We start from the raw sequence: 24,575 nt of genomic DNA on the forward strand, positions 1-24,575 counted from the left end.
TCGCCCGCCTGTAGCTCGTCGGCAACCGCTACTCCCGCAGGAACCTGTACCTTCTCGGGAACCCGCTACTCCCTCAGGAAACCGCCAAATTTCCTTTACTCTCCGTGCTATAAAGAGGGCTCTCTGTAAGGATGCGGGCGCAGATTCCTGTTGCCGCGAGGAGAGCGATGGAACGCGAGCCCAATCGACTGCTACAGCAGCTGATCGCGGAGGCCGGCTTCTCCCACAAGGGGTTGGCCAGGCGCCTCAACGACCTGGGAGCCGCGCGTGGCACCCCTGGCCTGAAATACGACCACAGCTCCGTGCTGCGCTGGATCGGCGGTCAGCGGCCTCGGGACCCTGTGCCGTGCCTCCTTACCGAGATTTTCGCACTCCGGCTCGGCAGGCCCTTCTCCCCCGTGGAGGTGGGCATGCCGGCCATCGTTACACCCCTGGATCTCGGACAGGAGTTCACGCACACGTGGAAGGAGGGAGTCGCGACCGTGACGGCGCTTTGGCGGGCCGATATGGACAGGCGGCGGTTCCTGATCGATTCGACTTTCGCGATCGGCGCGGGCTCGGTAGGGGCCGTCCGCTGGCTGACGGCCCCGCCGGAAGAACGCCCGGGCGGCTCTGGCGCACGCCGCGTCGGCAGGGCCGACATCACCGCGATCCACGAGGTCACCCGTTCGTTCGGTGAGCTCGACAACAGGTTCGGCAGCGGACGCGTCCGCGCGTCGGTCATCAAATACCTCGACACCGCGGTCTCGCCACTGCTCAAAGAGGGCGCCTACGGCGAGGCCACGGGCAGGCAACTGGCCGGGGCCGCCGCGGAGCTGACCCGCCTGGCCGGTTGGATGGCCTACGACCTGGAGCAGCACGGCCTGGCCCAGCGCTACCTGATCCAGGCGCTGCGCCTGGCCCAGGGTGCCGACGACCACGCGCTGGGCGGCGAGATCCTGGCCGGCATGGCGCACCAGGCCATCTACATGGGCCAGCACGCCCACGCGCTCGATCTGGCCAGGGCCGCCCAGCTCTCGGCCCGCCGCGCGGGCGTCCACACCCTGCTGTGCTCCGGCCTGGTGCTGGAGGCACACGCCCAGGCGGGCCTCGGCGACGCGCGCTCCTGCGGCAACGCGCTGCACGCGGCCGAGGTGGCCTTCGACTCGCGGGCCCCGGCCGACGAGCCGGCCTGGCTGAGCTACTTCGACGAGGCGTACCTGTCGGCCAAGTTCGCCCACTGCTTCCGCGACCTGGGGGAGGGGGAGCGGGTCGTCCGGCAGGCGCACCGCTCGCTCGACATGGACGGCCGCTACGTGCGCGGGCGGATGTTCAACCTGTCGCTCCTGGCGGCCGGGCTGCTGCAGTGCGGAGAGTTGGAGGAGGCGTGCAAGGTGGCGGAGACCGCGTTCAAGCTGGCCGGTGAGCTGCAGTCGGTGCGGTCTCGTTCGTACGCGGCAGATCTGCGTCGGCGGCTGGAGCCGTACAAGAGCGAACCTGTGGTGCGGGCGCTGCGCGAGCTGTCGGCCGTGTGAGCCTTCCTTCATGAGATGAGCCCGCTTTTATGAGATGAGCCCGCCGCCGGATCTCCGGTGGCGGGCTCGTTTCGTTCAACCTATTACTGCATCATCTCGCCGTTGGGGCCGACGATCGACTTGGTCTCGGCGTACTGGGCCTTGTTGTAGACGTCAGCGGTCTCGCCGTCGAAGTAGGCGGAGCTGATGAAGTCGATCCGGCCGTTGCCATCCTGGTCGTGGAACATGCTCGTCACGCCGTTGACGTAGCCGGTGCGCTTGTTGTTGTCGTACTTCATCAGCCAGGGGCCGCCGTCGGCGCCGGGGGTCATGGAGCACTTCAGCACCTGGTGCGTCTCGACCTTGAACGTGTTGACCTGGTAGGTCTTCGTACCGGTCTTGCCGGCGCACCACTTGGGCGTCACGCCGGTGAAGGCCTTGTCGCCGTCGGGGTGGGGGGCGCTGGGGTAGCCGAAGGCGGTGACGGTCTGGCCCATGGGCTGGTTCCAGGCGACACCCTGACCGCCGACGGCGTCACCGAGACGGCCCAGGTCCTTGGCGATGCCGATGACGTACTCGGCCGTGTAGTACTTGCGTGAAAGGCCGGGCTTGACCCACTTTTGTAGGTAGTAGTGGGTGATGAGGTAATTGCCGGACTTGTCGATGGTCTTCTTGCCCGGGCCCTTGTACGCCTCGTACTCCGGCAGGGTGACGGGCACCGTCTCGGGCTCGCCCAGCTTGAAGCCGTTGCCCTTGCCGGTCTTGGCGGCCTCGTACTCCTTGTCGCCTACCTCGACCTTCTCCAGGACCGCGGCGGGGAAGTCGGGGCCCACCTTGTCGGCCGGGGTGTCGGCGCCCTCGGACCAGCAGTGGCCGAGAGTCAGGACGCACTTGGCGTACTCGGCGGGGCTGATCTCAACCGGCTTGACCCATTTGTCGCCGCGCCACTCCTGGAACTCCTTGAACGACACCTTCTTGTCGTTCGGGAGCGCGAAGCCGTTGTGCACGGCCACGAACGCGAAGTCGCCGTCGTAGTCGTCGTAGGTGTCCAGGTCGTAGCTGGTGAACGCGTAGGCGCCCGCGTAGACACCGAAGGGCGCCTTACCCTGGAAGTAGCCGGGGACGAACACCCACTTGCGGAAGACGTCCTTGCCGCGCTCGTAGACGCAGTGGCCCGCCGTGGCGATCAGGTTGCGGTTCCTGGCCTGGACGGACGTGGCCGAGCACCAGCGGTAGTTGCCGCCGCTGTCGAGGAAGAAGACCTTGCCGATGGTCTTGGGCAGGTTCACGGCCTTGGTCTTGCTGGCAGCGGGCGTGGTGCCGGTGGGGGAGGCCGAGCCCGGCTTGCCGTCGGGCGTCTTCGCTTGCGTGGAGACCAGCTTCTGTACGTCCTTGGCGTCGACGTTGTACTGCGTGGCCTTCTTGAGGGCGGCACCGTTGGCGTCGAGCCAGAAGTAGGCGTTGCTGTAGGCCTCGGCGGCCTTGGGGGCGAGTGGGTCCTGGACCCAGTCGGGGGCGGCGTTGGCGGGAAGGGCGAGGGCGGCGGCGCTCAGGCTGGCGGCGGTCAGGGGGACGAGCAGGCGCTTCACTGAGGATCTCCACAAAGTTAACAAGCAGGTTGTTAAGACCCTATCGACCCTCTGGTCACTCTGGTAACAGATTGTGCAGGAATGTTACGGAAAATGGTGGGGGCCCAGGTCGCGACCTGGGTTGTTCCGGAAAAGGCCGAAGGGCCCGGCAGGATGCCGGGCCCTTCGGTAAAGCTGGTGAACGATGACCTAGGTCGTCGTTCGATCCCTAGCGAACTACGGGATGAGCTTGCCGGACCACGAAGCCGCAGCGGACTTGTAGATCGCGGCGGTCTCACCGTCGAAGATCGGCGAGGTGATCGTGTCGTAGCGCTTGTTGCCATCGACGTCCACGATGAGGCTGGTGACGCCGGTGACGAAGCCAAGACGCTTCGCGTTGCTGTAGTTCGCCAGCCACGGTCCACCGTCGTAACCGGCGGTGACGGCGCACTTCAGCGACTGCTGCTCCTCGACCTTACGGGCCGGGACCTTGATGACCTTGCTGTCGGACTTGCCGTAGCACCACTTCGGCGTAACGCCGGTGTAGGGCTTGCTGCCGTCAGGGTTGGCACCGTAGGGGTAGCCGAAGGTACGAACGACCTTGCCCGGAGCCTGGTTCCACGCGACACCCTGGCCACCGACGTTGTCACCGAGGCGACCGACGTCCTTGACCTCGTGGCCGAAGACGAAGAACTCGGTGCGGAAGTACTCGACCTTGGCGGTCTTCTTCACCCAGTACTTCACGAAGTAGTGGGTGATGGTGAAGTTGCCCTTGGGGTCGATCTTCCGGTAGCCCGGGCCCGTGTACGCCTTGTACTGCGACTCGGTGACCTGCTCGGTGAAGGTTGCGTTGGTGGCCTTGCCACCGTTCACCTGGCCGGTGGGGGCTGCGTTGTACTGCTCGACACTGACTTCCTTGAGCGTCTTGATGGCGCCAGGGAAGTCGGGGCCGGCGAGGTCCTCGATCGTGGAGGGCTTGGCCCAGCAGTCCGGGGTCTCGCCGCCGTTGAGGTCCTTGCACTTGAGGTACTCGGCCTCAGTGATCGAGCTGTTCTTGACGTCCTTGTCGCCCTGGTAGGCGTCGTACTCCGACTTCGAGACCTTCTTGGCGGTGTTCAGCGTGCCGCCGATGCCGTTGTACACGGTGACGAACGCGTAGTCGCGGTCGAAGTCCTCGTACACATCGAAGTCGTAGTGCGTGAACGCCTGCTTGCCCACGTACAGGCCGTAAGGCACCTTGCCCTGGTAGTAACCCGGGACGAAGACCCAGCGCGAAACGACCTCGTCGTTGCCGGCGATGTCGTAGACGCAGTGACCGGCCGTGGCGACCAGGTTGCGGTACTGCGACTGGACCGAGGTGCCCGAGCACCAGTACAGCTTGCCGTCGCGGCCCTCGAAGAACACCTTGCCGATGGTCTTCGGCATGTTGACGTTCTGGGACTTGACGGCGACCTTCTTCTCCTCGCCGATCGGCAGGGAGTTGCCGGGCTTGGTGTCGGCGCTATAGCCGCCACCACGGGAGATCTTCGAAACCTCGAGCGAGTCGGGGTTGAAGGCCACAGCCGACTTGAGAGCGGCGTAGTTGGACTTGCTCCAGAAGTCCAGCGTCTCAGCAGCCTGAGCAGCCGTCTTCGCGAGCGGGTCGCTCGCAACGTCGCTGGTGGCCTGAGCGGTGCCGGCGAGGCCAGCAGCCAGCAGACCGGTGGCCAGAATGGCGCCACCGGCGGGGAGGAGGATGCGCTTCAAGGTAACTCCTTGCTCTGTCGTGGAGCGCTTATTGCGCCCCATGCGTCAGTAAAGGGATAGCCAGAACTTACAGTGTGGATCTTGAAGTTCGGTAGCTACTTTGACGGGAAAAACGGCGCTAAGTCGGGCGTGATCGTTCTGTGATGTTTAAGTCGCGATAGAGGACGACTTGCCGGAAGTGCCGGATGACACCGTTTCCGCAGATCAACATAAGGAAGTTGTCAGTGTGGCTGCGGTGGCTCGAGTGCCGCCCTCCGGACGGCCGCTCGGCTGATGTGACGCAGATCACATCGTGTTGATGGCACCGTCCGGGCGTCCCATGCGTCAAAACGCCCTTCAGATTTGCCCGGGAACGCCGAAGGGCCCGGCGATGCCGGGCCCTTCGCGAGTTACCACTGTGCGCACCGTCCTGGAACGGTCGCGTTGTGTTACTTAGAGGATCTTGCCGGACCACACGTTCGCAGCGGACTTGTACACCGCAGCGGTCTCACCGTCGAAGTACGGCGAGGAGATGTAGTCGACTCGCTTGTTGCCGTCCTGGTCGTTGAAGGTGCTGGTTACACCGTTCACGTAGCCGAGACGCTTGGTGTTGCTGTAGTTGAGCAGCCAAGGGCCACCGTCGGCGCCCTCGGTCATCGCGCACTTGAGCGCGACGTGCTCCTCGATCTTCTTGGCGGCCGAACCGACGACCTTCTTGCTGGTCTTGCCGTAGCACCACTTGGGCGTGATGCCCGTGTAGTTCTTGTGGCCGTCAGGGTGCGCCGCGGCCGGGTAGCCGAACACGCGGACGTACTTGCCCGTGGGCTGGTTCCAGGACACGCCCTGGCCACCGACGACGTCACCGAGGCGACCGGCGTCCTTGGCGAAGCCCTCGACGATGTAGAAGACAGTCTTGTAGTAACCCTTGATGTCTGTCTTCTTCACCCAGTTCTTGACGAAGTAGTGGGTGATCGTGAAGTTGCCCTTGGAGTCGATCTTCCGGTAACCCGGGCCCTTGTAGGCGTCGTACTCGGTCTTGGTGACGTTCTCCGTCTTGGTGGCGGCGGGCGCCTTGGTGCCGTTGGCCTTGCCCGTCGGAGCGGCGTCGTACTGCTCCTTGGCGACCTCGGTGAGGGCCTTGATGGCACCGGGGTAGTCCGGGCCCACGACATCGATCTTGCTGTCCGTCTTGGCCCAGCAGTCCGGCGTCTCGCCGCCGTTGAGGTCCTTGCACTTCTGGTACTCGGCCTCAGTGATCGCCACGTCCTTGGCGTCCTTGATGCCCTGGAACTTGTCGAAGTCGGCCTTGGAGACCTGCTTCGCGCTGCCGCCACCGAGCTGGATGCCGTTGTAGACGGTCACGAACGCGTAGTCGCGGTCGTAGTCCTCGTACACGTCGAAGTCGTAGTGGGTGAAGGCCTGCTTACCCACGTAGATCCCGAACGGCGTCTTGCCCTGGTAGTAGCCGGGGACGAAGACCCACTTGGACATGACGTCCGAGTTGGTGGCGGTGTCGTAGACGCAGTGACCGGCCGTGGCGACCAGGTTGCGGTACTTGGACTGAACCGAAGTGGCCGAGCACCACTTCTTCTCGCCCTTGCTGTTGACGAAGAACACCTTGCCGATGGTCTTCGGCATGTTCACGTTCTGGACCTTGGTGGAGGTCTTCTTCTCCTGGCCGATCGGGACGGACGAGCCAGGCTTGCTGTCGGCGCTGTAGCCGCCCTTGCTCTGCAGCTTGGCGACGTCGCCGGAGTCCCAGACGTTGGACTCCTTCGCGGCCTTGAGGGCGGCGTTGTTGGTGCCCGCCCAGAATTCCGCGATGGCCTTGGCGTCAGCGGCGCTCTTCGCCATCGGGTCGGAGGCTACGTCGCTGGCGGCCGTGGCCGTACCGGCGAGACCGGCAGCCAGAAGGCCGGTAGCCAGGATGGCACCACCGGCGGGGATGAGGATGCGCTTCAAGGGAACTGCTCCTTGCTCTGTCGTGAGTCGCAACAAGCGACCCATGCGTCAGTAAAGGGATAGCAAGGAACATAGCGTGGTGATCTCCGCAGGTAAAAGCCGTTCTGGGGCATCTGGAAGCCCGCCTTACCGCTGTGACCGTCCTGTTACCAGTCAGAGATCTTCGCGGTAAGTGATCGATAGACCACGTTTTCGCTGGGTATGTGCGGGGTGCGGCGGATGAGCGGTGAGGGGTGCGTCACGTCGAGTAGGCGGCTCAATGTGACTTAGATCACAGGAACCAGATTGGCCCCAGCTCCGTCTAATATCGCCAAATCCGCCGAAAGGATCTTGTGGGAGCACGCAAAAGGGGCCCGGCCGAATCCGGCCGAGCCCCTTTTTGCGTGCTGAGTGGTTACTTGTACAGCTCGCCGTTCGGGCCGACGATCTTGCCGGACCACGCGTTCTTGGCCGAGTTGTACACCGACGCGGTCTCACCGTCGAAGTACGGCGAGGTGATGTAGTCGATGCGGTCGTTGCCGTCCTGGTCGGCGAACGTGCTGGTCACGCCGTTGACGTAGCCCAGACGCTTGCCGTTGCTGTAGTTGGCCAGCCAGGGGCCGCCGTCGAAGCCGGGCGTCACGGCGCACTTGAGGCCGATGTGCTCCTCGATCTTCAGCCACGGGGCGCCCACGGCCTTGGCGGTGGTCTTGTTGTAGCACCACTTCGGCGTCACGCCGCTGTAGGGCTTGTTGCCGTCGGGGTGCGGGCCGGCCGGGTAGCCGAACGCGCGGACCTGCTTGCCGGTGGGCTGGTTCCAGGACACGCCCTGGCCGCCGACGACGTCGCCGAGACGGCCGGCGTCCTTGGACAGCAGGATGTAGTAGCGCCCGCCCCAGTTCCGCTTGGGACCGACGAAGCCGTCGTACTCCTTCTTGGTCACCTGCTTGACGCCGTTGAAGGAGATGCCGTTGTAGACGGTCACGAACGCGTAGTCGCGGTCGTAGTCCTCGTACACGTCGAAGTCGGTGTGGGTGAAGGCCTGCTTGCCCACGTAGATCCCGAACGGGGCCTTGCCCTCGTAGTAGCCGGGCACGAAGACCCAGTTGTCGAGCAGGGCCTTGTTGCTGTCGGTGTCGTAGACGCAGTGGCCGGCCGTGGCGACCAGGTTGCGGTAGTTCGACTGGATGGAGGTGGCCGAGCAGTAGCGGAACTTGCCCTTGCCGTCGACGAAGAAGACCTTGCCGAGCGTCTTGGGCATGTTCACGTTCTGGGCCTTGCCGGGGGCCTTCTTCTCCTCCCCGATGGGAGTGGCGCTGCCCGGGTTGCCGTCGGGGCTGTAGCCGCCCTTCGAGACGACCTTCCTGACTTCCTTGGCGTCCCAGGGGTAGGCGGTGGCGGAGCGGAGGGCGGCGAAGTTCGACGCGGCCCAGAAGGACGCGACCGAGGAGGCCTGTTGCGTGTTGCGGGCCATGGGGTCGGTGGCGATGTCGCCTTGTGCCTGAGCGGTGCCTGCCAGGCCGGCGGCCAGGAGGCCGGTCGCCAGGACGGCGCTACCGGCCGAGAGAAGGATGCGCTTCAAGGTAAAACTCCAGACGCGGGGCGCCTCGTGCACCCCAGAATGCAGCAAACGGACAGGCGGGAACCTATCGGCCTGACTCTGGTCGTGTGAATTACCTGTTAGTGCAGTAAAGCGCAACGATCATGGCCGTAACCATCTCGAGATGTGAAACCGGCTGATCACTCGGGGTGGCGACACGCTGAGTGTAACTTACGTCACATTTTGCGGTGTCGCGAGCCCTGCGGCGCGTCGGTAGACCTCGCCGGTGGTCGTGTTGAAGGTCGGCGAGGACACCGCGTCGTAGCCGCCCTTGGCGTCTCTGTTCCAGGTCAGGCTGTTGATCCCGGTGAGGAGTCCGAGCTTCTGCGTGGGCTGGTAGTTGAGCAGCCAGGGGCCGCCACTGGCGCCGGCGCTGAAGTCGCACGGCTGGAGCTGCACGCCGTACTGAAGGTCGAGGCTGGGGGCGACCGTGCGTCTCGTGCTCCCCGAGCAGACCTTGAGCGTCTTGCCGTCGAACGGGTGGCTGCCGTCAGGCTGCGGGCCCGCCGGGTAGCCGAAGGCGGTGATCGTGAGGGCCAGGCCCTTGCCGAGCGTCAGGCCCTGCCCGCCGACGTTGTCCTGCAGCCGGCCCACGTCCTGCATGGTGAGCTGGCCGCTCTTCTCGACCCACTTGAAGCCACGGTGCACGGTCACGAACGCGTAGTCGAAGTCGTAGTCGCCCTTGCCCGGCCAGTCCTCGTGCATGCTGATCGAGGCGCCCACGTAGATGCCGTCGGGCGTCGCCCCACCGGGACCCAGGTTGGGGACGAAGATCCAGTAATCGGCGGGCTTGGCCTGGCGCGAGTCGTACGCGCAGTGTCCGGCGGTCGCCACCACGCTGCGGTTCTTGGCCGCGATCGAGCTGGCCGAGCACCAATATTCCTTGTCGCCGAAGCGGAAGAAGACCTTGCCCATGGTCTTGGCGGCCGCGCTGTCCTTCGGAAGGGCGGGTGCGACGTTCGGCAGGATCTGCGGGCTCTTCGCCGGGACGATCTGGCCCGCTCCGCTGGCGGTCGTGGAGGTGGGCGAGGACTGTGAGGCCGGCGTGGCCGGGCTGTACTGGTCGGCCTTTTTGAGCCGGTCGGGCTTCCAGTACTCGGCGACCTTCTTCATGTCCGCCGCGGACTTGGCCAGCGTGACCGAGTAGACCCGGCTGTTCGGCGCCGCCGAGGCGGTCCCCGCGAGGGCGGGCAGCATCAGCAGCGCGCTGAGCGCAACCGCTACCAGGTGCCATGCCCGGGGGATCATGGAAATGCCTTGCCTTTGGGGGTTAGTACTTCTGGGGGTGTAACGATGGATTTTTCCAGATGACTCACTGTATTGCAGCTCGGATGGAGATTCGTTATCTGATCAAGCGTGACTTGTGTCCCATAAGGAGTGCGTCAAGGGGTTCCATCCGGATAGCGTCTCCGATCCATGTGGGGATCGTTTCCGCATGTCAGAGGCATAGTACATGAGCCGACTTCGTTGTCCATCCGCCTTTCCTGTGTGTTTCTTGATCACGCCTGAGAAGGGCGCCGGCCGGGAGTAGCCGGGGCCCAGGGTGGGGTGCGGCCTCGTGGTTACGGCATGTTGCCGGTCCACAGGTTCGCGGCGGCCTTGTACACCTTGTAGGTGTCGGTGTTGAAGTACGGCGACGAGATGTGGTCGTAGCGGTCGTTGCCGTCCGTGTCCCAGGCGACGCTGTTGACACCGATCAGGTAGCTGGTGCGGGTGGAGCTCTTGTAGCTGTACAGGAGCGGTCCACCGCTGGCGCCGGCGGTGAAGGACTTGAGGCCGATGTGCTCCTGGAGGTCGTACTTCGGGGCAGCGGGCATCGGGCACTCTTGACGCTCTTGGTCTTCTCCTCGCCGATTGGGGGGACGGATCCGGGCGGGCAGTCGGGGGTGAAGTTGACGCCCTTGACGCCGTTGGAACGCGCGTCGAGGTTCGTGTCGTAGTCGGCCGCCCGCTTGATGCGGTCAGGGGTCCAGAACTGAACCGCCTGCTCCGCGGAAGTGGCCGCGTTCCTGGACACGACGTCGGAGGGTGGGGTCGCGTTGGCGGCGGTGCTGCCGACCATCCCCGCGGCCGGGCCGGTGGCCAGCAGACCGGCGAGCGGGATCGCGATGTGCCTTGCTCGGGAATGCATGAAGCTCCTCTCAGTTCTCGGCGGCTCAGAGCGGGGTACTGCGCCCCGGTGGGCCAGGAAAACGCTGGGAACGTTAATGAATGGCACAACCCGACAGCCAGGAGACGATGCGAAAAAGTCTGGCCCGGTTCCATTCCGTTATGGAAATACCAGATCGCATGTATTCCGAGAAGGCATTTCCGCAGGTCGAGATCGGTTTTAATTTCCTCTGGCACCACCGGTAACACTGATTATCAAATGCCATCGCTTATCAACCGAATGTTATTCTGGTTAGATGGGTGACATGGATCCACGCACCCCCTGTCTCATAGGTACGGCCCAGCGCACCGTCCGCGACCAGCCGGGCCCGGAGCCACTCGACCTGTGGGAGGACGTCGCGCGCGAGGCGGCTCGCGAGGCGCGGCTGCCGGTCGGGCGACTCGACTCGATCCAGCTCGTCTACACCGACTCGTGGCAGTACGACTCCCCGGTCGGCCGGCTCGCCGACCGCCTCGGCGCCGCGCCCCGGCACCGGGCCTACTCCAGGGTCAGCGGTACGGCCCCGCAACTCCTCATCGGCGAGGCCGCGGGCAGGATCGCGGCAGGGGAGCTCGACTCGGCGCTGATCGCCGGCGCCGAGGCGCTGGCGACGCGTCGGGCCTACCGGCAGGCGGGCGAGCATGTGCCATGGAGTCATCCGGCCGATCCCAAGCCGCCCTACGGCTGGGAACGCGCGCCGCATCCGGCGGAGCTGGCCCACGAGCTGTTCCTGCCGGTCCACACCTACCCGATCATGGAGACGGCCCGCCGCGCGTTCCTTGGTATGTCGATAAATGAGGAAATGGTGGACCGGGGGCGGATGATGGCGCCGATGACCGAGGTTGCCGCCGCGAACCCGTACGCCTGGCGGCGTACCCCCCGAACGCCGGACGAACTGGTCAGCGGCAACCGCTTCATCGGCTGGCCGTACACGCGCAACACCGTGGCCGTGGGAGAGGTCGACCAGGCGGCGGCCGTCGTCCTGGTCGCCGCCGGACTCGCCGACCGGCTCGGCGTACCGCACGACCAGCGCGTCTACCTGCGCGGATGGGCTTACGGCGAGGACACGTGGGAGGTGGCGGCGCGGCCCGCGCTCGGCGCCTCGCAGGCCATCGGGCGCACCGCCGAGGCCGCGTTCGCGCGGGCCGGGCTGGGCCTCGACGACATCCACGCGCTCGACCTCTACAGCTGCTTCGCGATCGCGCTGCGGCAGGCGTGCGACGCGATCAAGCTGGACCCGCTCGACCGGCGCGGCCTGACAGTCACCGGCGGCCTGCCGTACGCGGGCGGCCCTTCCAGCGACTACGTCCTGCACTCGACGGCCACCATGGCCGGGCTGCTGCGCGCCCAGCAGGGCCACGGGCTGGTGACGGGGGTCGGCATGCACCTGACCAAGCACACCTACGCCATCTGGTCCACGGACCCGGGCGGCACCCTGGGCGATGCCGCGCCCGTCTTCACCGCCGAGCCGGTGGAGATCGTCGCCCTGTACGACGGTCCCGCCACGGTGGCCGGCTACACGGTGGCGCATGGGCGCGACGGGGCGCCGGAGAAGGGCATCCTCGTCGTGGACCTGCCTGGCGGGGGAGGACGCGCTCACGCCCACGTGCTGGAGGCGGAGCTCCTGGCGGACGCCATGTCCAGGGAGTTGGTCGGCCGGCGGGTGCGGCTGGCGTCCGACGGGAAGGTCAATGTGGCGCTCTGGTGAGATTAAAAGCTGTGCAAGAATTGTGATCGCGTGATTACTATCTGCTGTTGACATTTTTATGTCAGCGGCGGACGCTGGTGTCATGCGGAGGACCACGGTGCGGATCGACGACGCACTCCTCAACGAGGCCAAGGCGTACGCGGCACGAAACGGACGCAGTCTCACCTCGGTGATGGAGGACGCTTTGCGACAACTACTCAACCGCTCCACGGAAACAGCCGACCGGCCTCGTGTGGAGCTCCCGGTGTCCGGCGCTGTGGCCGGGCCCAAGCTCACCTGGGCTGAGATCAAGGAGCTGATGGAAGCGGACTTCGTGGAGCATGAGCTGGCGAAGATGGCGCAGTGCGGAGGCCGCGATGCGGATGCTTGACGTCAACATCCTGGTCAACGCGCAGCGCCGCGACACCGAGCACCATAGCGAGTGCCTGACCCTCGTCGAGGAGCTCGTCAATGGCGACGAGGCCTATGCGGTCAGCGACTTCGTGATCAACGGCTTCATGCGGGTCGTGACCAACCAGCGCATTCCGCAGAGCACCTCGTTCGAGACGGCCTTCCAGTTCGCGGAGAGCGTCCGCAATCAGCCGCATGCCGTCCTGGTGAACGCCGGATCCAGACACTGGGAGATCTTCGCCAAGATCTGCCGTTCATCGGGCGCCACCGGCAAGCTCCTGCCCGACGCCTATCTCGCCGCACTGGCCATCGAGCACGGTTGTGAATTCGTGACCTGTGATGCTGATTTCGCTAAGTTCCAGGGCTTGCGCTGGCGGCATCCGCTCAACTGAACTGAGGAGTGAAACAGCACTCCTCGGCAGGGGATCTCCGTTGGCCGATCAGTTCGACGTCATCGAGGCGGGCGCCCGTGGCCGGCGCCGGTGGATCGGGTTCGGTGTGGTGGCGGTGCTGCTGGCGGTCCCCATCGTCAGCCTGCTGGCCAGCCGCGACCCCGAGCCGGATCGCGCGCCGCCCACGTCGACCCCCGCGCCCATGCCCATCCGGTCGTTGACCAGGATCGAGGGCGCGCCCAACGTCGTGAGTGCGCCGGTCAAGGCCAAGGGCGGCAACGAGGTCATCGCGGTGGTGTTCCCCGACGGGACGCGGGCGCGGGTTCGCTACCCCGCCGAGCTGCGGCTCAACGAGCTGGGCGCGCGGCCGTTCCAGGGGGCCTGGATCGCCGGGCACTACCGCAGCTTCTCTGCCCCCTACGGCGGTGAGATGGAGATCTCCAGGGGTGCTCAGCCGATCAGGAACCTCACGCCCAACGTCACGCTCTGGCCGAGCCCGGCGGGTGTCGGTTCGGCCGGGCAGGTGCTGATGTTCGCGTTCGGCAAGTGGCGGCTGGCAATGTACGACCGGCGGGAGGGGCTGACCTTTGAAGATCGGCTGGCGACGGCCAAGGGCCTGCGCGGCAAGGTCGGCAAGGACGGCTACCTCGTCCTGAGCGGCGGTGGCTCGATCCGCTTGGCGGAGCCGGGCGAGACCATCCAGGGCGAACCGGTCGGGCCGCAGCTCTGGTTCGGCGGCGGGACCGGCGACATGGTCGTGCTCATCCCGACCCCCAACTGCCGGAAGAACGCCAGGACGCCGTCGGCGATCAACGGCCTCAAGCGGCCCACCCGTACCGTATGCAGGGGCGATGTGCAGATCGTCGCCTCCGGCTCGCGGGCGTTCGTTCAGCAGGCCATCGCCGGGATCCGGATCACGCTGAAGTAGGGTGCGGCCATGTTCGCCGTAACCGCCTCACAGACCGATCCCGACAATCCTCTCGCCGGGCTGATGCTCGGCGAGCATCCGGACCCGCAGGTCCCGGACGGCTGGACGACCGTCACCGTACGGGCGACCGCCCTCAACCACCATGACCTGTGGACGCTCAAAGGCGTGGGCATCAAGCAGGACCGGCTGCCGATCGTGCTCGGCTGCGACGCGGCCGGGGTGGACGCCGACGGTAATGAGGTCATCGTGCACTCGGTGATCGGCTCCGGGGCCGATGAGACGCTCGATCCCAAGCGGTCGCTGCTGTCGGAGGTCCACGACGGCACGTTCGCCGACCTGGTCGCCGTGCCGCGCCGCAACCTGGTGCCCAAGCCGGCCGCGCTCAGCTTCGAGGAGGCCGCCTGCCTGCCCACGGCCTGGCTGACCGCCTACCGCATGCTGTTCGACAAAGCCGGTCTCGAGCCCGGCTCCACCGTGCTCGTTCAGGGCGCCGGTGGCGGGGTCGCCACCGCGCTGATCGCGCTCGGCCGGGCGGGCGGTTACCGGGTCTGGGCGACCAGCCGCTCGGCCGCCAAACGGGAGCAGGCCGCCAAGCTCGGCGCCGACCGGGTGTTCGAGCCCGGCGCGCGGCTGCCCGAACGGGTCGACGCCGTCATGGAGACCGTCGGTCAGGCCACCTGGGACCATTCGCTCAAGTCGCTCAAGCCCGGCGGCCGCATCGTGGTCTGTGGTGCCACCAGCGGCGCGGTCCCGCCCGCCGACCTGAACCGGGTGTTCTTCCTCCAGCTCTCGGTGATCGGCTCCACGATGGGCACGCGTGACCAGCTCCAGCGGCTGGCCGTGTTCCTGGAGCAGACCGGGCTGCGGCCGGTCATCGACCGGACGATTCCGCTGACCGACGCCCGCGATGGCTTCGCCGCCCTGGCTGAAGGCGACATCTTTGGAAAAATCGTCTTTACGCGCTGAATAAGTGAAGGGTTACTTATGCGCACCTGGGGTGATACAAAGAAGGTGAGGTTGTATCACCCGGGAGGCGCCGTCATGGACGTCGAACCGTTCGGCCCAGGCTCGTTGCACTGGGAAACCGCCGGTGAATACCGCAACCTGCTCGTGGCGGGCAGCGCGCTGGTCCTCCAGACCATGCACCCCGCGGTGGGCGCGGCCGTCGGCCGGCACTCCACCTACAAGCAGGACCCGTGGGGCCGGCTCGACCGCACGCTCACCTCGGTCCAGAAATGGGTGTACAGCGGAGTGGGCGGCCTGGCCGAGGGGGAGAGGCTGCGCGAGCTGCACAAGCCGATCAGCGGGGTGGACGAGCAGGGCCGGTCCTACCACGCGCTCAACGGCGCGGCCTGGGCCTGGGTGCACCTGTCGCTGTTCGAGCGCTTCGTCACCCTCAACCGCTACTTCGGCACTCCCTACACCGAAGACGCTGAACGGCGGCTCTACGAGGAGTCGCGGCACTTGGGGGCGATCCTGCGGGTGCCGGAGCGGGAGATGCCCGCGACCGTCGAGGAGTTCTGGTCCTACTTCGACGAGATGGCGGCCGAGCGGCTGGAGCCGCATCCTACGGCGATCGATGTGCTCGCCGTCATGCGGGGGACCCCGATGCCGCCCGGGCTGCCCCGGTCGCTGCGTCGGCTCTGGGCGCCGGTGGGGGTGGGATCGGGGGAGTTCAACTACTTCGTGACGGTGGGGACGCTGCCGCCCATCGTACGGAAGAAGCTGGATCTGCCCTGGTCGGCGCGGGATGAGTGGCGGCTGCGGCAGCTCGGGCGGGCGGTGGCGATGCTCGCCCCGCGCCTGCCGGAGCGGCTGCGGTATATGCCGATCGCCTATCACGCCCGGAAGGCCGCCCGGAGCCTGCGCGGTCTTGACCGAGCCCTCCGCTCGGCGTAGCGATCCGATCGGGTCCTGGTTTCAGGGAGTCGCGGATCTGCCGGGAGGCCTCATCCGATCGGGTCATGGTTTCAGGGAGTCGCGGATCTGCCGGGAGGCCTCGTCGAGCGTGGCGCGTACCTCGTCGATCGCCTTGCGGGTGAGCGGGGCGGCCGACGCCTCGCGGCGTACCTGCGCGACGAAGTCAGCCAGGCGCTCGCCCAGCTCGGCGTCGAGCTCGGCGCGGCTGGGCGGCGCGCCGCCCAGCGTGCTCCAGACCTCGGACCAGATCCTGCGCCACTCGCCGGTGAGCCGCTCGCCCTGGTCCTGCCAGTTCGTGGCGTGCTCCATCCACTGGCGTTTCTGCTGCTCCTTGAGCCGCTGGATGTTGGCCTTCTGCTGGTCGCGCACGCGCTTGGGGTCGTCGGCAACGCCGGTGCGGACGTCCTTGGCCATCTTGGTGAGCTCGTCGCGCAGCGACTTGACCGTTTCGCGGACATCCTCCTTCACCTCGCGCGCGATGTCGCGCACCGAGGCGGAGATCTCCTGCTCCAGGTCGTCGAGCTCGTCCAGGCGGGCGTTGAGCTCGTCGCGACCCCGATCGGTGATCGAGAACACCTTCTTGCCCTCGATCACCTCGTGCGTCACCAGGCCCTCCTCCTCCAGACGGGCCAGGCGCGGGTAGATCGTGCCGGGGGAGGGCGAGTAGACGCCGAGGAAGCGGTCCTGCAGCAGGCGAATGACTTCGTAACCGTGCCGAGGGCTCTCCTCGAGCAGCTTCAGCAGGTACAGCCGGAGCCGGCCGTGACCGAAGACAGGGCTCATCGCTTCTCTCCCTTGAGCAGCGTGACCTCGCCGGAGACGGTCGTCGCCGTCACCGAGGCCATGCCGCCACCCAGCCGTCCGGACATCGATTTGTTGCCCGGGCGGCTCGCGTCTGACAGGTTCTCGAAAGTGCTGACCAGCCTGCCGGAGGTGGATCGCATACTGACGTCCGCCTCCACGTTCTCGGGCAGCCTGACCAGGATGTCACCGGACATGCTGTTGAAGGTCACATATCCGGTCGGCCGTAGCTCCAGGTCGGCGGTGATCCGCCCGGACACGGTGTTGGCGCGCAGGCGGCGCGGCGTGCCGTCGGCGACGGTGAGCTCGCCCGAGACGCTCTTGAACGCCAGGTCGCCGTCCATCGCCCGGCTCTCCACGCTGCCCGAGACGGTCGTGGCGCTCACGTCGCCGCTCACCCCGTCGAGCACGATGTCCCCGGAGACGCTCCTGACCTGGGTCGCCTTCTCGAACCCGGCGACGACCGCCGAGCCGGAGACGACTCCCACGTTGACCGTGCACTTCTTGGGCACGGCCAGCGTCAGGACGCTGTTGCGCCGGTCGCGGCGCAGCCAGCCGAGCATCCCCTCCCAGGTGAGGTCTTTGTAGGCGACAGTGAGCTCTCCGCTCTCCTCGTCGTAGGTCACGATCAGCGGGGCGGAGTCGATCTCGGCCACCTCCAGGGTCGGTGGTCCGTCGGTGGCCAGCACGGCCACCCGTCCCGCGACGATCCGCACGTCAAGCGCGGTCACCGAGCCGAACGTCAGCTGCTCCGGCCGCTCGATCGTCCACTGCCGCATGATGCCTGTCCCTTCCGACGACACGTCCACACAAGACACGATATGTCGCGTCTGTCGAAAACTCAAGATGTATCGCGTCTGGCGGGCAATTCGCGCCGTTCGTGCTTCTCGACGTCGCACTGGTCCGTCTGGAGCGGCTCTACCCGTTGCCGGCGACCGGTCGCGAGGGTCCGTCGCGTCGCGTCGCGTCGCGCTGCGCCGCGTCAGTCGTCTTCGTCGTCGAGCCGGGCCAGCCAGGTGGCCAGGCGCTCGACCGGCGTCTCGAACTCGGGATTGAGGTCCACGAACTCACGCAGCCGCTCGCCCAGCCACAGCAGGCTGACCTCCTCCTCGCCACGCCGCTCGACCAGCTCCTCGATCCCCCGGTCGGTGAAGTACATCGCTCTCCATTCATCAGTCGCGCAGCCGCGTCGTCAGGTCGCCGGCTGGGGTCCAGGCATCGGCGCGTCCACGTCTGACTTTAGTCAGCAGGCCACGCTGCTCGAGCTCGCGCGGATCGGTCCGCGCGGTCTGCGAGACGATCTCGTGACTGCGGGCGTGGCCTGCGAGGGTGTACTCGGCCATCGGGTGGTGGGTGGGCGTCAGCAGGGCGATCTGGCGGGTGTTGATAGCAGTAAGCCCCCGCCGACAACGGCGGGGGCTCATGCGATGAAGCGACTTGCTGACCAGACTGGCTGACTAGCCGAACAGCTCGCTCAAGATTCCCTCGAGCTCGTTGTCGTGGGAGGAGTGCGAGCCGGTCGCGGGCGAACTGTTGGGAGTCCGCGAGACGCGGCGTAGCGCGCGGCCCTTCAGCAGGTCCGGGTCCTCGGCCATCTTGAGCGTGAGGTATGGCCACGGCCCCATGTTGACCGGCTCGTCCTGCGCCCACACCAGCTCGGCCCGCGAGTCGTAGCGGGAGAGCTCGGCGGCGAGCTCCTCCGCAGGGAACGGGTAGAGCCGCTCCAGACGGACCAGTGCGACGTCGTCGCGGCCCGACTTCTCGCGCCGGTCGAGCAGGTCGTAGTAGATCTTGCCCGAGGAGAGCACGACCTTGGTGACCTTGCCCGGCTCGACGATGGTGTCGCCGAGAACCGGCTGGAAGGTGCCCGTGGTGAAGTCGGACGCCTTCGAGACGGCTCGCTTGTGACGCAGCAGCGACTTCGGCGTGAAGACGACCATCGGCTTGCGCCTGCCCGACTCGACCTGCCACCTGAGCAGGTGGAAGTAGTTGGCCGGAGTGGTGGGCTGCGCGACCGTCATGTTGTCGAGCGCGCAGACCTGCAGGAACCGTTCGATGCGGGCCGATGAGTGGTCGGGACCCTGGCCCTCGAAGCCGTGCGGCAGCAGCAGCACGACAGCCGACCTCTGGCCCCACTTCTGCTCACCGGACGAGATGAACTCGTCGATGATCGTCTGGGCGCCGTTGACGAAGTCGCCGAACTGGGCCTCCCAGGCCACCAGGGCGTCGGGTCGCACGACGCTGTAGCCGTACTCGAAGCCCAGCGCCGCGAACTCGCTGAGCAGCGAGTCGTAGATGTAGAACTTCGTGGTGCCCTGGTTGAAGACCTTGAGCGGGGTGTGGTCCTCGCCGGTCACCCGGTCGACCAGCACCGCGTGGCGCTGAGTGAACGTGCCCCGGCGGGTGTCCTGGCCGACCACGCGGACCGGGTGGCCGTCGATGAGCAGCGAGCCGAAGGCCAGCGTCTCACCCATGCTCCAGTCGATCGCGTCCTGCTCGACCGCCTGGCCGCGGCGCTGCAGCACGGGCGCCAGGCGCGGGTGCGGCGTGAAGCCCTCGGGCAGGTTGAGCTGGGTGTCGACGATCCGCTTGAGCGTCTCGTCGGTGATCTCGGTCGGTGTGTCGTTGTGCGACCACTTGATCACCTCAGCGGGCGGCACCCGCATCGCGCCCGCCTCCGGCGGCTTCTTCGCCGCCTCGCGGGTCTCGGTGAAGGCCTGCTCCAGCTTGGCCTGGTAGTCGCGCAGCGCCTGCTCGGCCTCCTCCACCGTGATGTCGCCCCGGCCGATCAGCGCCTCGGTGTAGAGCTTGCGCGTGGAGCGCTTGGCGTCGATCAGGTCGTACATCAGCGGCTGGGTGAAGGCGGGGTTGTCGCCCTCGTTGTGGCCGCGGCGGCGGTAGCAGATGAGGTCGATGACGACGTCCTTGCGGAACGTCTGGCGGTATTCGTAGGCCAGCTCGCCCACGCGCACCACGGCCTCGGGGTCGTCGCCGTTGACGTGGAAGATCGGCGCCTGGATCATCCGGGCCACGTCGGTCGCGTAGACGCTCGACCTGGACGAAGCGGGCGATGTCGTGAAGCCGACCTGGTTGTTGACCACCACGTGCACGGTGCCGCCGGTGCGGTAGCCGCGCAGCTGCGACAGGTTGAGCGTCTCGGCCACGACGCCCTGGCCGGCGAAGGCCGCGTCGCCGTGGATGAGGATCGGCAGGACCGTGAAGCCCTCCTCGCCGCGCTCCAGCAGGTCCTGCTTGGCGCGGACGACGCCTTCGAGCACCGGGTCGACCGCTTCCAGGTGGGACGGGTTGGCCACCACGGAGGCGGCGATCGTCTTGCCGCTGGGAGCGGTGAAGGTGCCCGACGCGCCCAGGTGGTACTTCACGTCACCCGAACCGTGCGCGGTGCGCGGGTCGATGTTGCCCTCGAACTCACCGAAGATCTGCCCGTAGGACTTGCCGACGATGTTGGCCAGGACGTTGAGCCGGCCGCGGTGGGCCATGCCCATGACGACCTCGTCGAGGTCGTCGTCGGCGGCGTCGCTGATCACCGAGTCGAGCAGCGGGATCAGGGACTCGCCGCCCTCCAGCGAGAAGCGCTTCTGCCCGACGAACTTGGTCTGCAGGAACGTCTCGAAGGCCTCGGCCGTGTTGAGCCGGCTCAGGATGTTGAGCTGCTCGTCACGGGCCGGGGAGGCGTGCGGCTTCTCGATCCGCGCCTGGATCCAGGACCGCTCCTCGGGGTTCTGGATGTGCATGTACTCGATGCCGACCGTGCGGCAGTAGGAGTCGCGCAGCACGCCCAGGATCTCGCGGAGCTTCATCAGTGGCCGGCCGCCGAAGCCGCCGGTGGCGAACTCGCGCTCCAGGTCCCACAGCGTCAGGCCATGAGACTGGATGTCGAGGTCGGGGTGCTTGCGCTGCTTGTACTCCAGCGGGTCGGTCTCGGCCATGAGGTGGCCGCGGACGCGGTAGGCGTGGATCAGCTCGATCACCCGCGCGGACTTGGCCACGTCGTCATCGTGCGAGGCCGAGATGTCCTGGACCCAGCGGACCGGCTCGTAGGGGATCCGCAGCGCCTCGAAGATCTCGTCGTAGAAGCCGTCCTCGCCGAGCAGCTGCCGGTGGATCGTGCGCAGGAAGTCGCCCGACTGGGCGCCCTGGATGATCCGGTGGTCATAGGTGCTGGTCAGCGTCATGACCTTGGAGACGGCCAGGCGCGAGAGCGTGTCGGGTGAGGCGCCCTGGTATTCGGCCGGGTATTCCATCGCGCCGACGCCGATGATCGTGCCTTGGCCGGGCATCAGGCGTGGGACCGAGTGGACGGTGCCGATCGTGCCGGGGTTGGTCAGCGAGATCGTGGTGGCCGCGAAGTCGTCGACCCCGAGCTTGCCCGAGCGGGCCTTGCGGACGACCTCCTCGTAGGCCATCCAGAACTGCCGGAAGTCCATGTCCTCGGCGCCCTTGATGGAAGGCACCAGGAGCTGCCGCTCGCCGTTGCTCTTCTGGACGTCGATGGCCAGGCCGAGCCCTACGTGGCGCGGCTTGACCAGGGTCGGCTTGCCGTCGACCTCGGTGTAGGAGTAGTTCATCTCCGGCATGGCCCGCAGCGCCTTGATGACGGCATAGCCGATCAGGTGCGTGAAGGAGACCTTGCCGCCGCGTCCCCGCTTGAGGTGATTGTTGATCACAATGCGGTTGTCGATGAGCAACTTGGCCGGGATGGCCCGGACGCTGGTCGCGCTCGGAATGACGAGCGAGGCGTCCATGTTGGCGGCGGTGCGTGCGGCGGCACCGCGCAGTTTGACTTCCTCGGCGCCGGCGGGCACCGGGGCCGCAGGCTGCTTCGGCTTGACATCGGGGACCGGGGCAGCCGGTGCAGCCTTGGGTGGAGCCGCCGAGGGAGCCGGAGCGGTCACTGTGCCGTTCGCCGCCTCCTTGGCGGGCATTCTGCCCGGTCCATAATCAGGGTTGTAGTCAGCGAAGAAGTTCCACCAAGCCCGGTCCACAGACTCAGGATCTTGGAGGTACTTCTGGTACAGCTCGTCGACAAGCCACTCGTTCTGTCCAAAGCTTGCCAGCGGGTTTGTCCGCGACGACTCAGACGACACGGCGGAAATCGCCCTCTTCCGCAGATCGGCGTTGATGTTAGAGAACCTGTCCAAGGTTACTCGTCTTGTCCGGCGGCGCGCGCAAGAGACGCCCCGCAGCCTCGCCCGATCCTCTCAAGAGAGTCCGAAGAGGTCACGCCCCCCTAGTCAATCCAGGGGGTGCCGCAATTATCACTGTTTGGTATCAACAGCTGTGCAGCAGGTTTATTTCGCCTCAGACAGCACTCTCGTGCTGATCCGCACCCCAGGGGACAGCTCGGTCAGCAGGTTCGCCAGCTCCTCGCCCGCCTCCTTGAGCTCCTCCATGGACATCGGCTCCAGCCGCTCCAGGAGGAAGATCGCGTTCGTGGTCTCCTCGGTGAGCCGGGTGCGCGCCACCTGACGCCAGTTCCATCTGCGGCAGGTGACGCCGAGGTCGTCGCGCCAGATCACCTCGCCGGGCTCCGGGGCGCCGAGCGCCTCCGCCTCCTCGTCGCCGTCCGCCCTGAGCAGTCGCGGCGGGCCGGCGTAGTGGTCGAGGTCCTCGCCGCCGATCGGCAGCGCGTGCTTCACGCTGATCGAGTTGTACGCGTCGACGGCCTGGTTGATCTCCGGCAGCGGCAGCCTGCGGGTCAGGGCGTCGACCGAGGGTCTGGTCTTCTGCGGTTTGGCACCGAACGCGCGGTAGGCGTCCTTCCACGCGTCGATCTTCTCGGTCTGTACGGGCTGCTCCGAGGCCGCGGCCAGCCAGGCGCGGGAACGGTCGTCGGTGGGTCCATTGCGCAGGCCGTGCGCCGTCATGACCAGCACCGCGAAGTCGGGACGCAGGGCGTAGACCGCCTCGTCCACCCAGATCTCATCAAGCATGCGCCCTAGTTTATTCGTCATGGAAAACCACAAAATTCTCTTTGCAAAATTGCCTTTGCGGTTTACGCTCCGACTATGGAAGAGGCGTTCAGGATCAGCGATCCTCAGGTGCTCAAGGTGGTGGCGCACCCCCTGCGGGTGCGGCTGCTCGGCCTGCTGCGCGGCGACGGGCCCGCGACGGCCAGCGAGCTGGGACGCAAGGTGGGGGAGAGCTCCGGCTCGACCAGCTACCACCTGCGCGAGCTGGCCAAGTACGGCTTCATCGAAGAGGACCCCGAGCGCCGCGACGGCAGGGAGCGCCGCTGGCGGGCCCGCCATCAGTACACCTCCTGGGACAACCTGGAGATGGCGGCCACGCCCGAGGGGCGGGAAGCCGTACGGATCATGCAGCTGCGCCAGCTGGAGGCGCTGGGGCGGGCGGTCGAGGCGTTCGAAGCGGGGGAGTGGCCCGCCGAGCTGGTCGAGGTCTCCGGGATGAGCGACCATCTGGTGCGGCTGCCCGCCGCGGGTGTCCGTGAGTTCGGCAAGCGCGTGGACGCGCTGGTGCGCGAGCTCAGCGAACGCTACGCGGACGACCCCGGCGCCGTGCCGATGAGCGTCTGGTCGGCGGTCTTCCCCCGCGGGCCGCGGGACGGGGAGGACGGCTGATGACTGCCCGATCCGCGTTACGCCGCTACCTGCTGGTCAGCTTCCTGACCTGGCTGCCGCCCGGCCTGACGATGGCCGTCATGGTGCTGCTGATGACCGACCGGGGACTCAGCCTGGCCCAGGTCGGGTTCGCCGTCATGGTGTTCTCGATCGTCACCATCGGCCTCGAACTGCCCACCGGTGGCCTGGCCGACGTGATCGGCCGCCGGACGGTCCTGGCGATCTCGGCCGCGTTCACCGTCGCCGCGCTCGCGCTGATGGCGGTCTCGACCACGTTCTGGATGTTCCTGGCCACCGGTGTGCTCAAGGGCGTCGCCCGCGCCCTGTCCAGCGGCCCGGCCACCGCCTGGTACGTCGACACGCTCCACGACCTCGAAGGACCGGACGCCGACCTCAAGCCGGGCCTGGCGCGCGGCGGCGCGGTGGAGTCGGTGGCGCTGTTGCTGGGCGTGCTGGTGGGCGGGTTCGCGCCGCTCGCGGTGCCGCCGGCGGTGATGACGCCCCTGGCACTGCCGCCGCTGCTGGGCGCGGCGGCCGGGCTCGTGCTGCTGGTGACGGTGCTCTTCGCGCTGCCCGAGACGCGCAGCCTTGAAGAGCATTCACGCCACGTTGGAGTGCATCCGCAGCGCGTCGGGCGGTCGCTCGGGCGGGTTGTCCGGGATGTACCCGCGACCGTGGCCGAGGGCGTGCGGCTGGCGGCGGGCGGGCCGCTGCTGCGTCGCCTGATGCTGGCCGTCGCGGCGTCGGGCGTCGCGCTGGCCGGCGTCGAGCTGCTCACCCCCGGCAGGCTGGCGGCGCTGGCGGGCACGGCGGAGCTGGGCAGCACCGGCTACGCCGTCGTGGCGGCCCTCGGGTTCGCCGGCAGCGCGATGGGCAGCTCGATCGCCCCCCGGGTGGCCGGGTCGGCGGGCGGTTCGGTACGCGGCGCGGTGGCGGGCGTCGTCCTGACCGCGCTGGCCATCGCTGCCCTGGCGGTCACGGCGGGCCTCGACGGGCCGCCCGGTTTCGCGGCCACCGGGCTGGCCTATGTCGTCATGTTCGCGGGGCTCTCGGTGACCGGGGTGCTGTGCTCGGAGATGACGCACCACGCCGTCACGGCCGCGCAGCGCACGACGGTGACCTCGACGAGCTCCCTGTCACTGCAGGCGGGGGCGGCGCTGTCCAACATGACGTTCGGCACGCTGGCCGGCCAGGCCGGCCTGTCGGCCACGTGGTCGCTCGCCGCGGGGGTGGTCCTGGCCTCCGCGCTGCTGTTCGTCCGCATGCCCGCGCTCCGGCCGGCAACGCGCCAGCCCCACTGAGACGGGACGAAACGCCTGTTCCCGGGTCGGCCCGCCGCTCGGTAGTAGAACATGGTT

The 24,575-nt window shown here is 67.1% G+C and carries 21 protein-coding genes; 9 read left to right on the plus strand and 12 right to left on the minus strand.

Features of this window, described 5'->3' with window-relative positions:
* The first annotated feature begins 167 nt into the window (after window positions 1-167).
* Entirely contained in the window at window positions 168-1,514 is a 1,347-nt protein-coding gene (locus AB0H88_RS11395) for a hypothetical protein (RefSeq protein ID WP_357643208.1), read from the plus strand.
* 83 nt (window positions 1,515-1,597) lie between these two features.
* Here AB0H88_RS11395 and AB0H88_RS11400 read toward each other — a convergent pair whose 3' ends face one another.
* From AB0H88_RS11400 to AB0H88_RS11425, 6 genes are all read right to left on the minus strand, one after another.
* Entirely contained in the window at window positions 1,598-3,082 is a 1,485-nt protein-coding gene (locus AB0H88_RS11400) for a hypothetical protein (RefSeq protein WP_357643210.1), read from the minus strand.
* Window positions 3,083-3,298: 216 nt separating this feature from the next.
* Window positions 3,299-4,807, minus strand: a complete 1,509-nt coding sequence (locus AB0H88_RS11405; RefSeq protein WP_357643211.1) for a hypothetical protein — start codon at window positions 4,805-4,807, stop codon at window positions 3,299-3,301.
* Between the two features lie 432 nt (window positions 4,808-5,239).
* Window positions 5,240-6,748: a hypothetical protein gene (locus tag AB0H88_RS11410; protein ID WP_357643213.1), complete on the minus strand. Its 1,509-nt coding sequence runs from the start codon at window positions 6,746-6,748 to the stop codon at window positions 5,240-5,242.
* 394 nt (window positions 6,749-7,142) lie between these two features.
* Window positions 7,143-8,309 (minus strand): hypothetical protein, encoded by a 1,167-nt coding sequence (locus tag AB0H88_RS11415; RefSeq protein ID WP_357643215.1) that lies wholly within the window; start codon window positions 8,307-8,309, stop codon window positions 7,143-7,145.
* Window positions 8,310-8,498: 189 nt separating this feature from the next.
* A complete protein-coding gene (locus AB0H88_RS11420; protein WP_357643217.1) occupies window positions 8,499-9,575 on the minus strand; it encodes a trypsin-like serine protease in 1,077 nt (358 codons plus the stop codon).
* 314 nt (window positions 9,576-9,889) lie between these two features.
* A complete protein-coding gene (locus AB0H88_RS11425) occupies window positions 9,890-10,144 on the minus strand; it encodes a hypothetical protein (protein ID WP_357643220.1) in 255 nt (84 codons plus the stop codon).
* A 588-nt stretch (window positions 10,145-10,732) separates the two neighbouring features.
* Here AB0H88_RS11425 and AB0H88_RS11430 point away from each other — a divergent pair.
* The 6 genes from AB0H88_RS11430 (at window position 10,733) to AB0H88_RS11455 (ending at window position 15,793) form a co-directional block, all read left to right on the plus strand.
* Window positions 10,733-12,184 (plus strand): acetyl-CoA synthetase, encoded by a 1,452-nt coding sequence (locus AB0H88_RS11430; protein WP_357643222.1) that lies wholly within the window; start codon window positions 10,733-10,735, stop codon window positions 12,182-12,184.
* A 97-nt stretch (window positions 12,185-12,281) separates the two neighbouring features.
* On the plus strand, window positions 12,282-12,554 hold the full coding sequence (locus AB0H88_RS11435; RefSeq protein ID WP_357643224.1) for a hypothetical protein: 273 nt from the start codon (window positions 12,282-12,284) through the stop codon (window positions 12,552-12,554).
* Window positions 12,541-12,966, plus strand: a complete 426-nt coding sequence (locus AB0H88_RS11440) for a type II toxin-antitoxin system VapC family toxin (protein ID WP_357643226.1) — start codon at window positions 12,541-12,543, stop codon at window positions 12,964-12,966. The genes AB0H88_RS11435 and AB0H88_RS11440 overlap by 14 nt, the downstream gene beginning before the upstream one ends.
* A gap of 40 nt (window positions 12,967-13,006) precedes the next feature.
* Window positions 13,007-13,894, plus strand: coding sequence for a hypothetical protein (locus AB0H88_RS11445; protein ID WP_357643227.1), 888 nt, complete (start codon window positions 13,007-13,009; stop codon window positions 13,892-13,894).
* A 9-nt stretch (window positions 13,895-13,903) separates the two neighbouring features.
* Window positions 13,904-14,860 (plus strand): zinc-binding dehydrogenase, encoded by a 957-nt coding sequence (locus AB0H88_RS11450; protein ID WP_357643229.1) that lies wholly within the window; start codon window positions 13,904-13,906, stop codon window positions 14,858-14,860.
* Between the two features lie 75 nt (window positions 14,861-14,935).
* A complete protein-coding gene (locus tag AB0H88_RS11455) occupies window positions 14,936-15,793 on the plus strand; it encodes an oxygenase MpaB family protein (protein ID WP_357643231.1) in 858 nt (285 codons plus the stop codon).
* A 63-nt stretch (window positions 15,794-15,856) separates the two neighbouring features.
* On the opposite strand, the gene AB0H88_RS11460 is transcribed toward AB0H88_RS11455, so the two are convergent.
* The 6 genes from AB0H88_RS11460 to AB0H88_RS11485 form a co-directional block, all read right to left on the minus strand.
* Window positions 15,857-16,597, minus strand: coding sequence for a helix-turn-helix transcriptional regulator (locus tag AB0H88_RS11460; RefSeq protein ID WP_357643233.1), 741 nt, complete (start codon window positions 16,595-16,597; stop codon window positions 15,857-15,859).
* The gene (locus tag AB0H88_RS11465; RefSeq protein ID WP_357643235.1) at window positions 16,594-17,424 is read right to left on the minus strand and encodes a DUF4097 family beta strand repeat-containing protein; all 831 of its coding nucleotides are present in this window, start codon (window positions 17,422-17,424) and stop codon (window positions 16,594-16,596) included. The genes AB0H88_RS11460 and AB0H88_RS11465 overlap by 4 nt, the downstream gene beginning before the upstream one ends.
* A 173-nt stretch (window positions 17,425-17,597) precedes the next feature.
* Window positions 17,598-17,774: a DUF6104 family protein gene (locus tag AB0H88_RS11470; RefSeq protein ID WP_225301873.1), complete on the minus strand. Its 177-nt coding sequence runs from the start codon at window positions 17,772-17,774 to the stop codon at window positions 17,598-17,600.
* Between the two features lie 13 nt (window positions 17,775-17,787).
* Entirely contained in the window at window positions 17,788-17,958 is a 171-nt protein-coding gene (locus tag AB0H88_RS11475; protein WP_357643237.1) for a hypothetical protein, read from the minus strand.
* Between the two features lie 114 nt (window positions 17,959-18,072).
* Window positions 18,073-21,723 (minus strand): multifunctional oxoglutarate decarboxylase/oxoglutarate dehydrogenase thiamine pyrophosphate-binding subunit/dihydrolipoyllysine-residue succinyltransferase subunit, encoded by a 3,651-nt coding sequence (locus tag AB0H88_RS11480; protein WP_357643239.1) that lies wholly within the window; start codon window positions 21,721-21,723, stop codon window positions 18,073-18,075.
* A 204-nt stretch (window positions 21,724-21,927) separates the two neighbouring features.
* Entirely contained in the window at window positions 21,928-22,569 is a 642-nt protein-coding gene (locus AB0H88_RS11485) for a phenylalanine--tRNA ligase beta subunit-related protein (RefSeq protein WP_357643241.1), read from the minus strand.
* 75 nt (window positions 22,570-22,644) lie between these two features.
* On the opposite strand from AB0H88_RS11485, the gene AB0H88_RS11490 reads away from it, so the two are divergent.
* Window positions 22,645-23,217 carry a helix-turn-helix domain-containing protein gene (locus AB0H88_RS11490; RefSeq protein ID WP_357643243.1) on the plus strand — a complete coding sequence of 191 codons (573 nt, stop codon included), beginning with the start codon at window positions 22,645-22,647 and terminating at the stop codon, window positions 23,215-23,217.
* A complete protein-coding gene (locus AB0H88_RS11495) occupies window positions 23,217-24,518 on the plus strand; it encodes an MFS transporter (RefSeq protein ID WP_357643244.1) in 1,302 nt (433 codons plus the stop codon). The genes AB0H88_RS11490 and AB0H88_RS11495 overlap by 1 nt, the downstream gene beginning before the upstream one ends.
* Window positions 24,519-24,575 lie beyond the last annotated feature (57 nt).

This window comes from Nonomuraea sp. NPDC050680, assembly GCF_040654555.1.
Taxonomy (GTDB): Bacteria; Actinomycetota; Actinomycetes; order Streptosporangiales; family Streptosporangiaceae; genus Nonomuraea.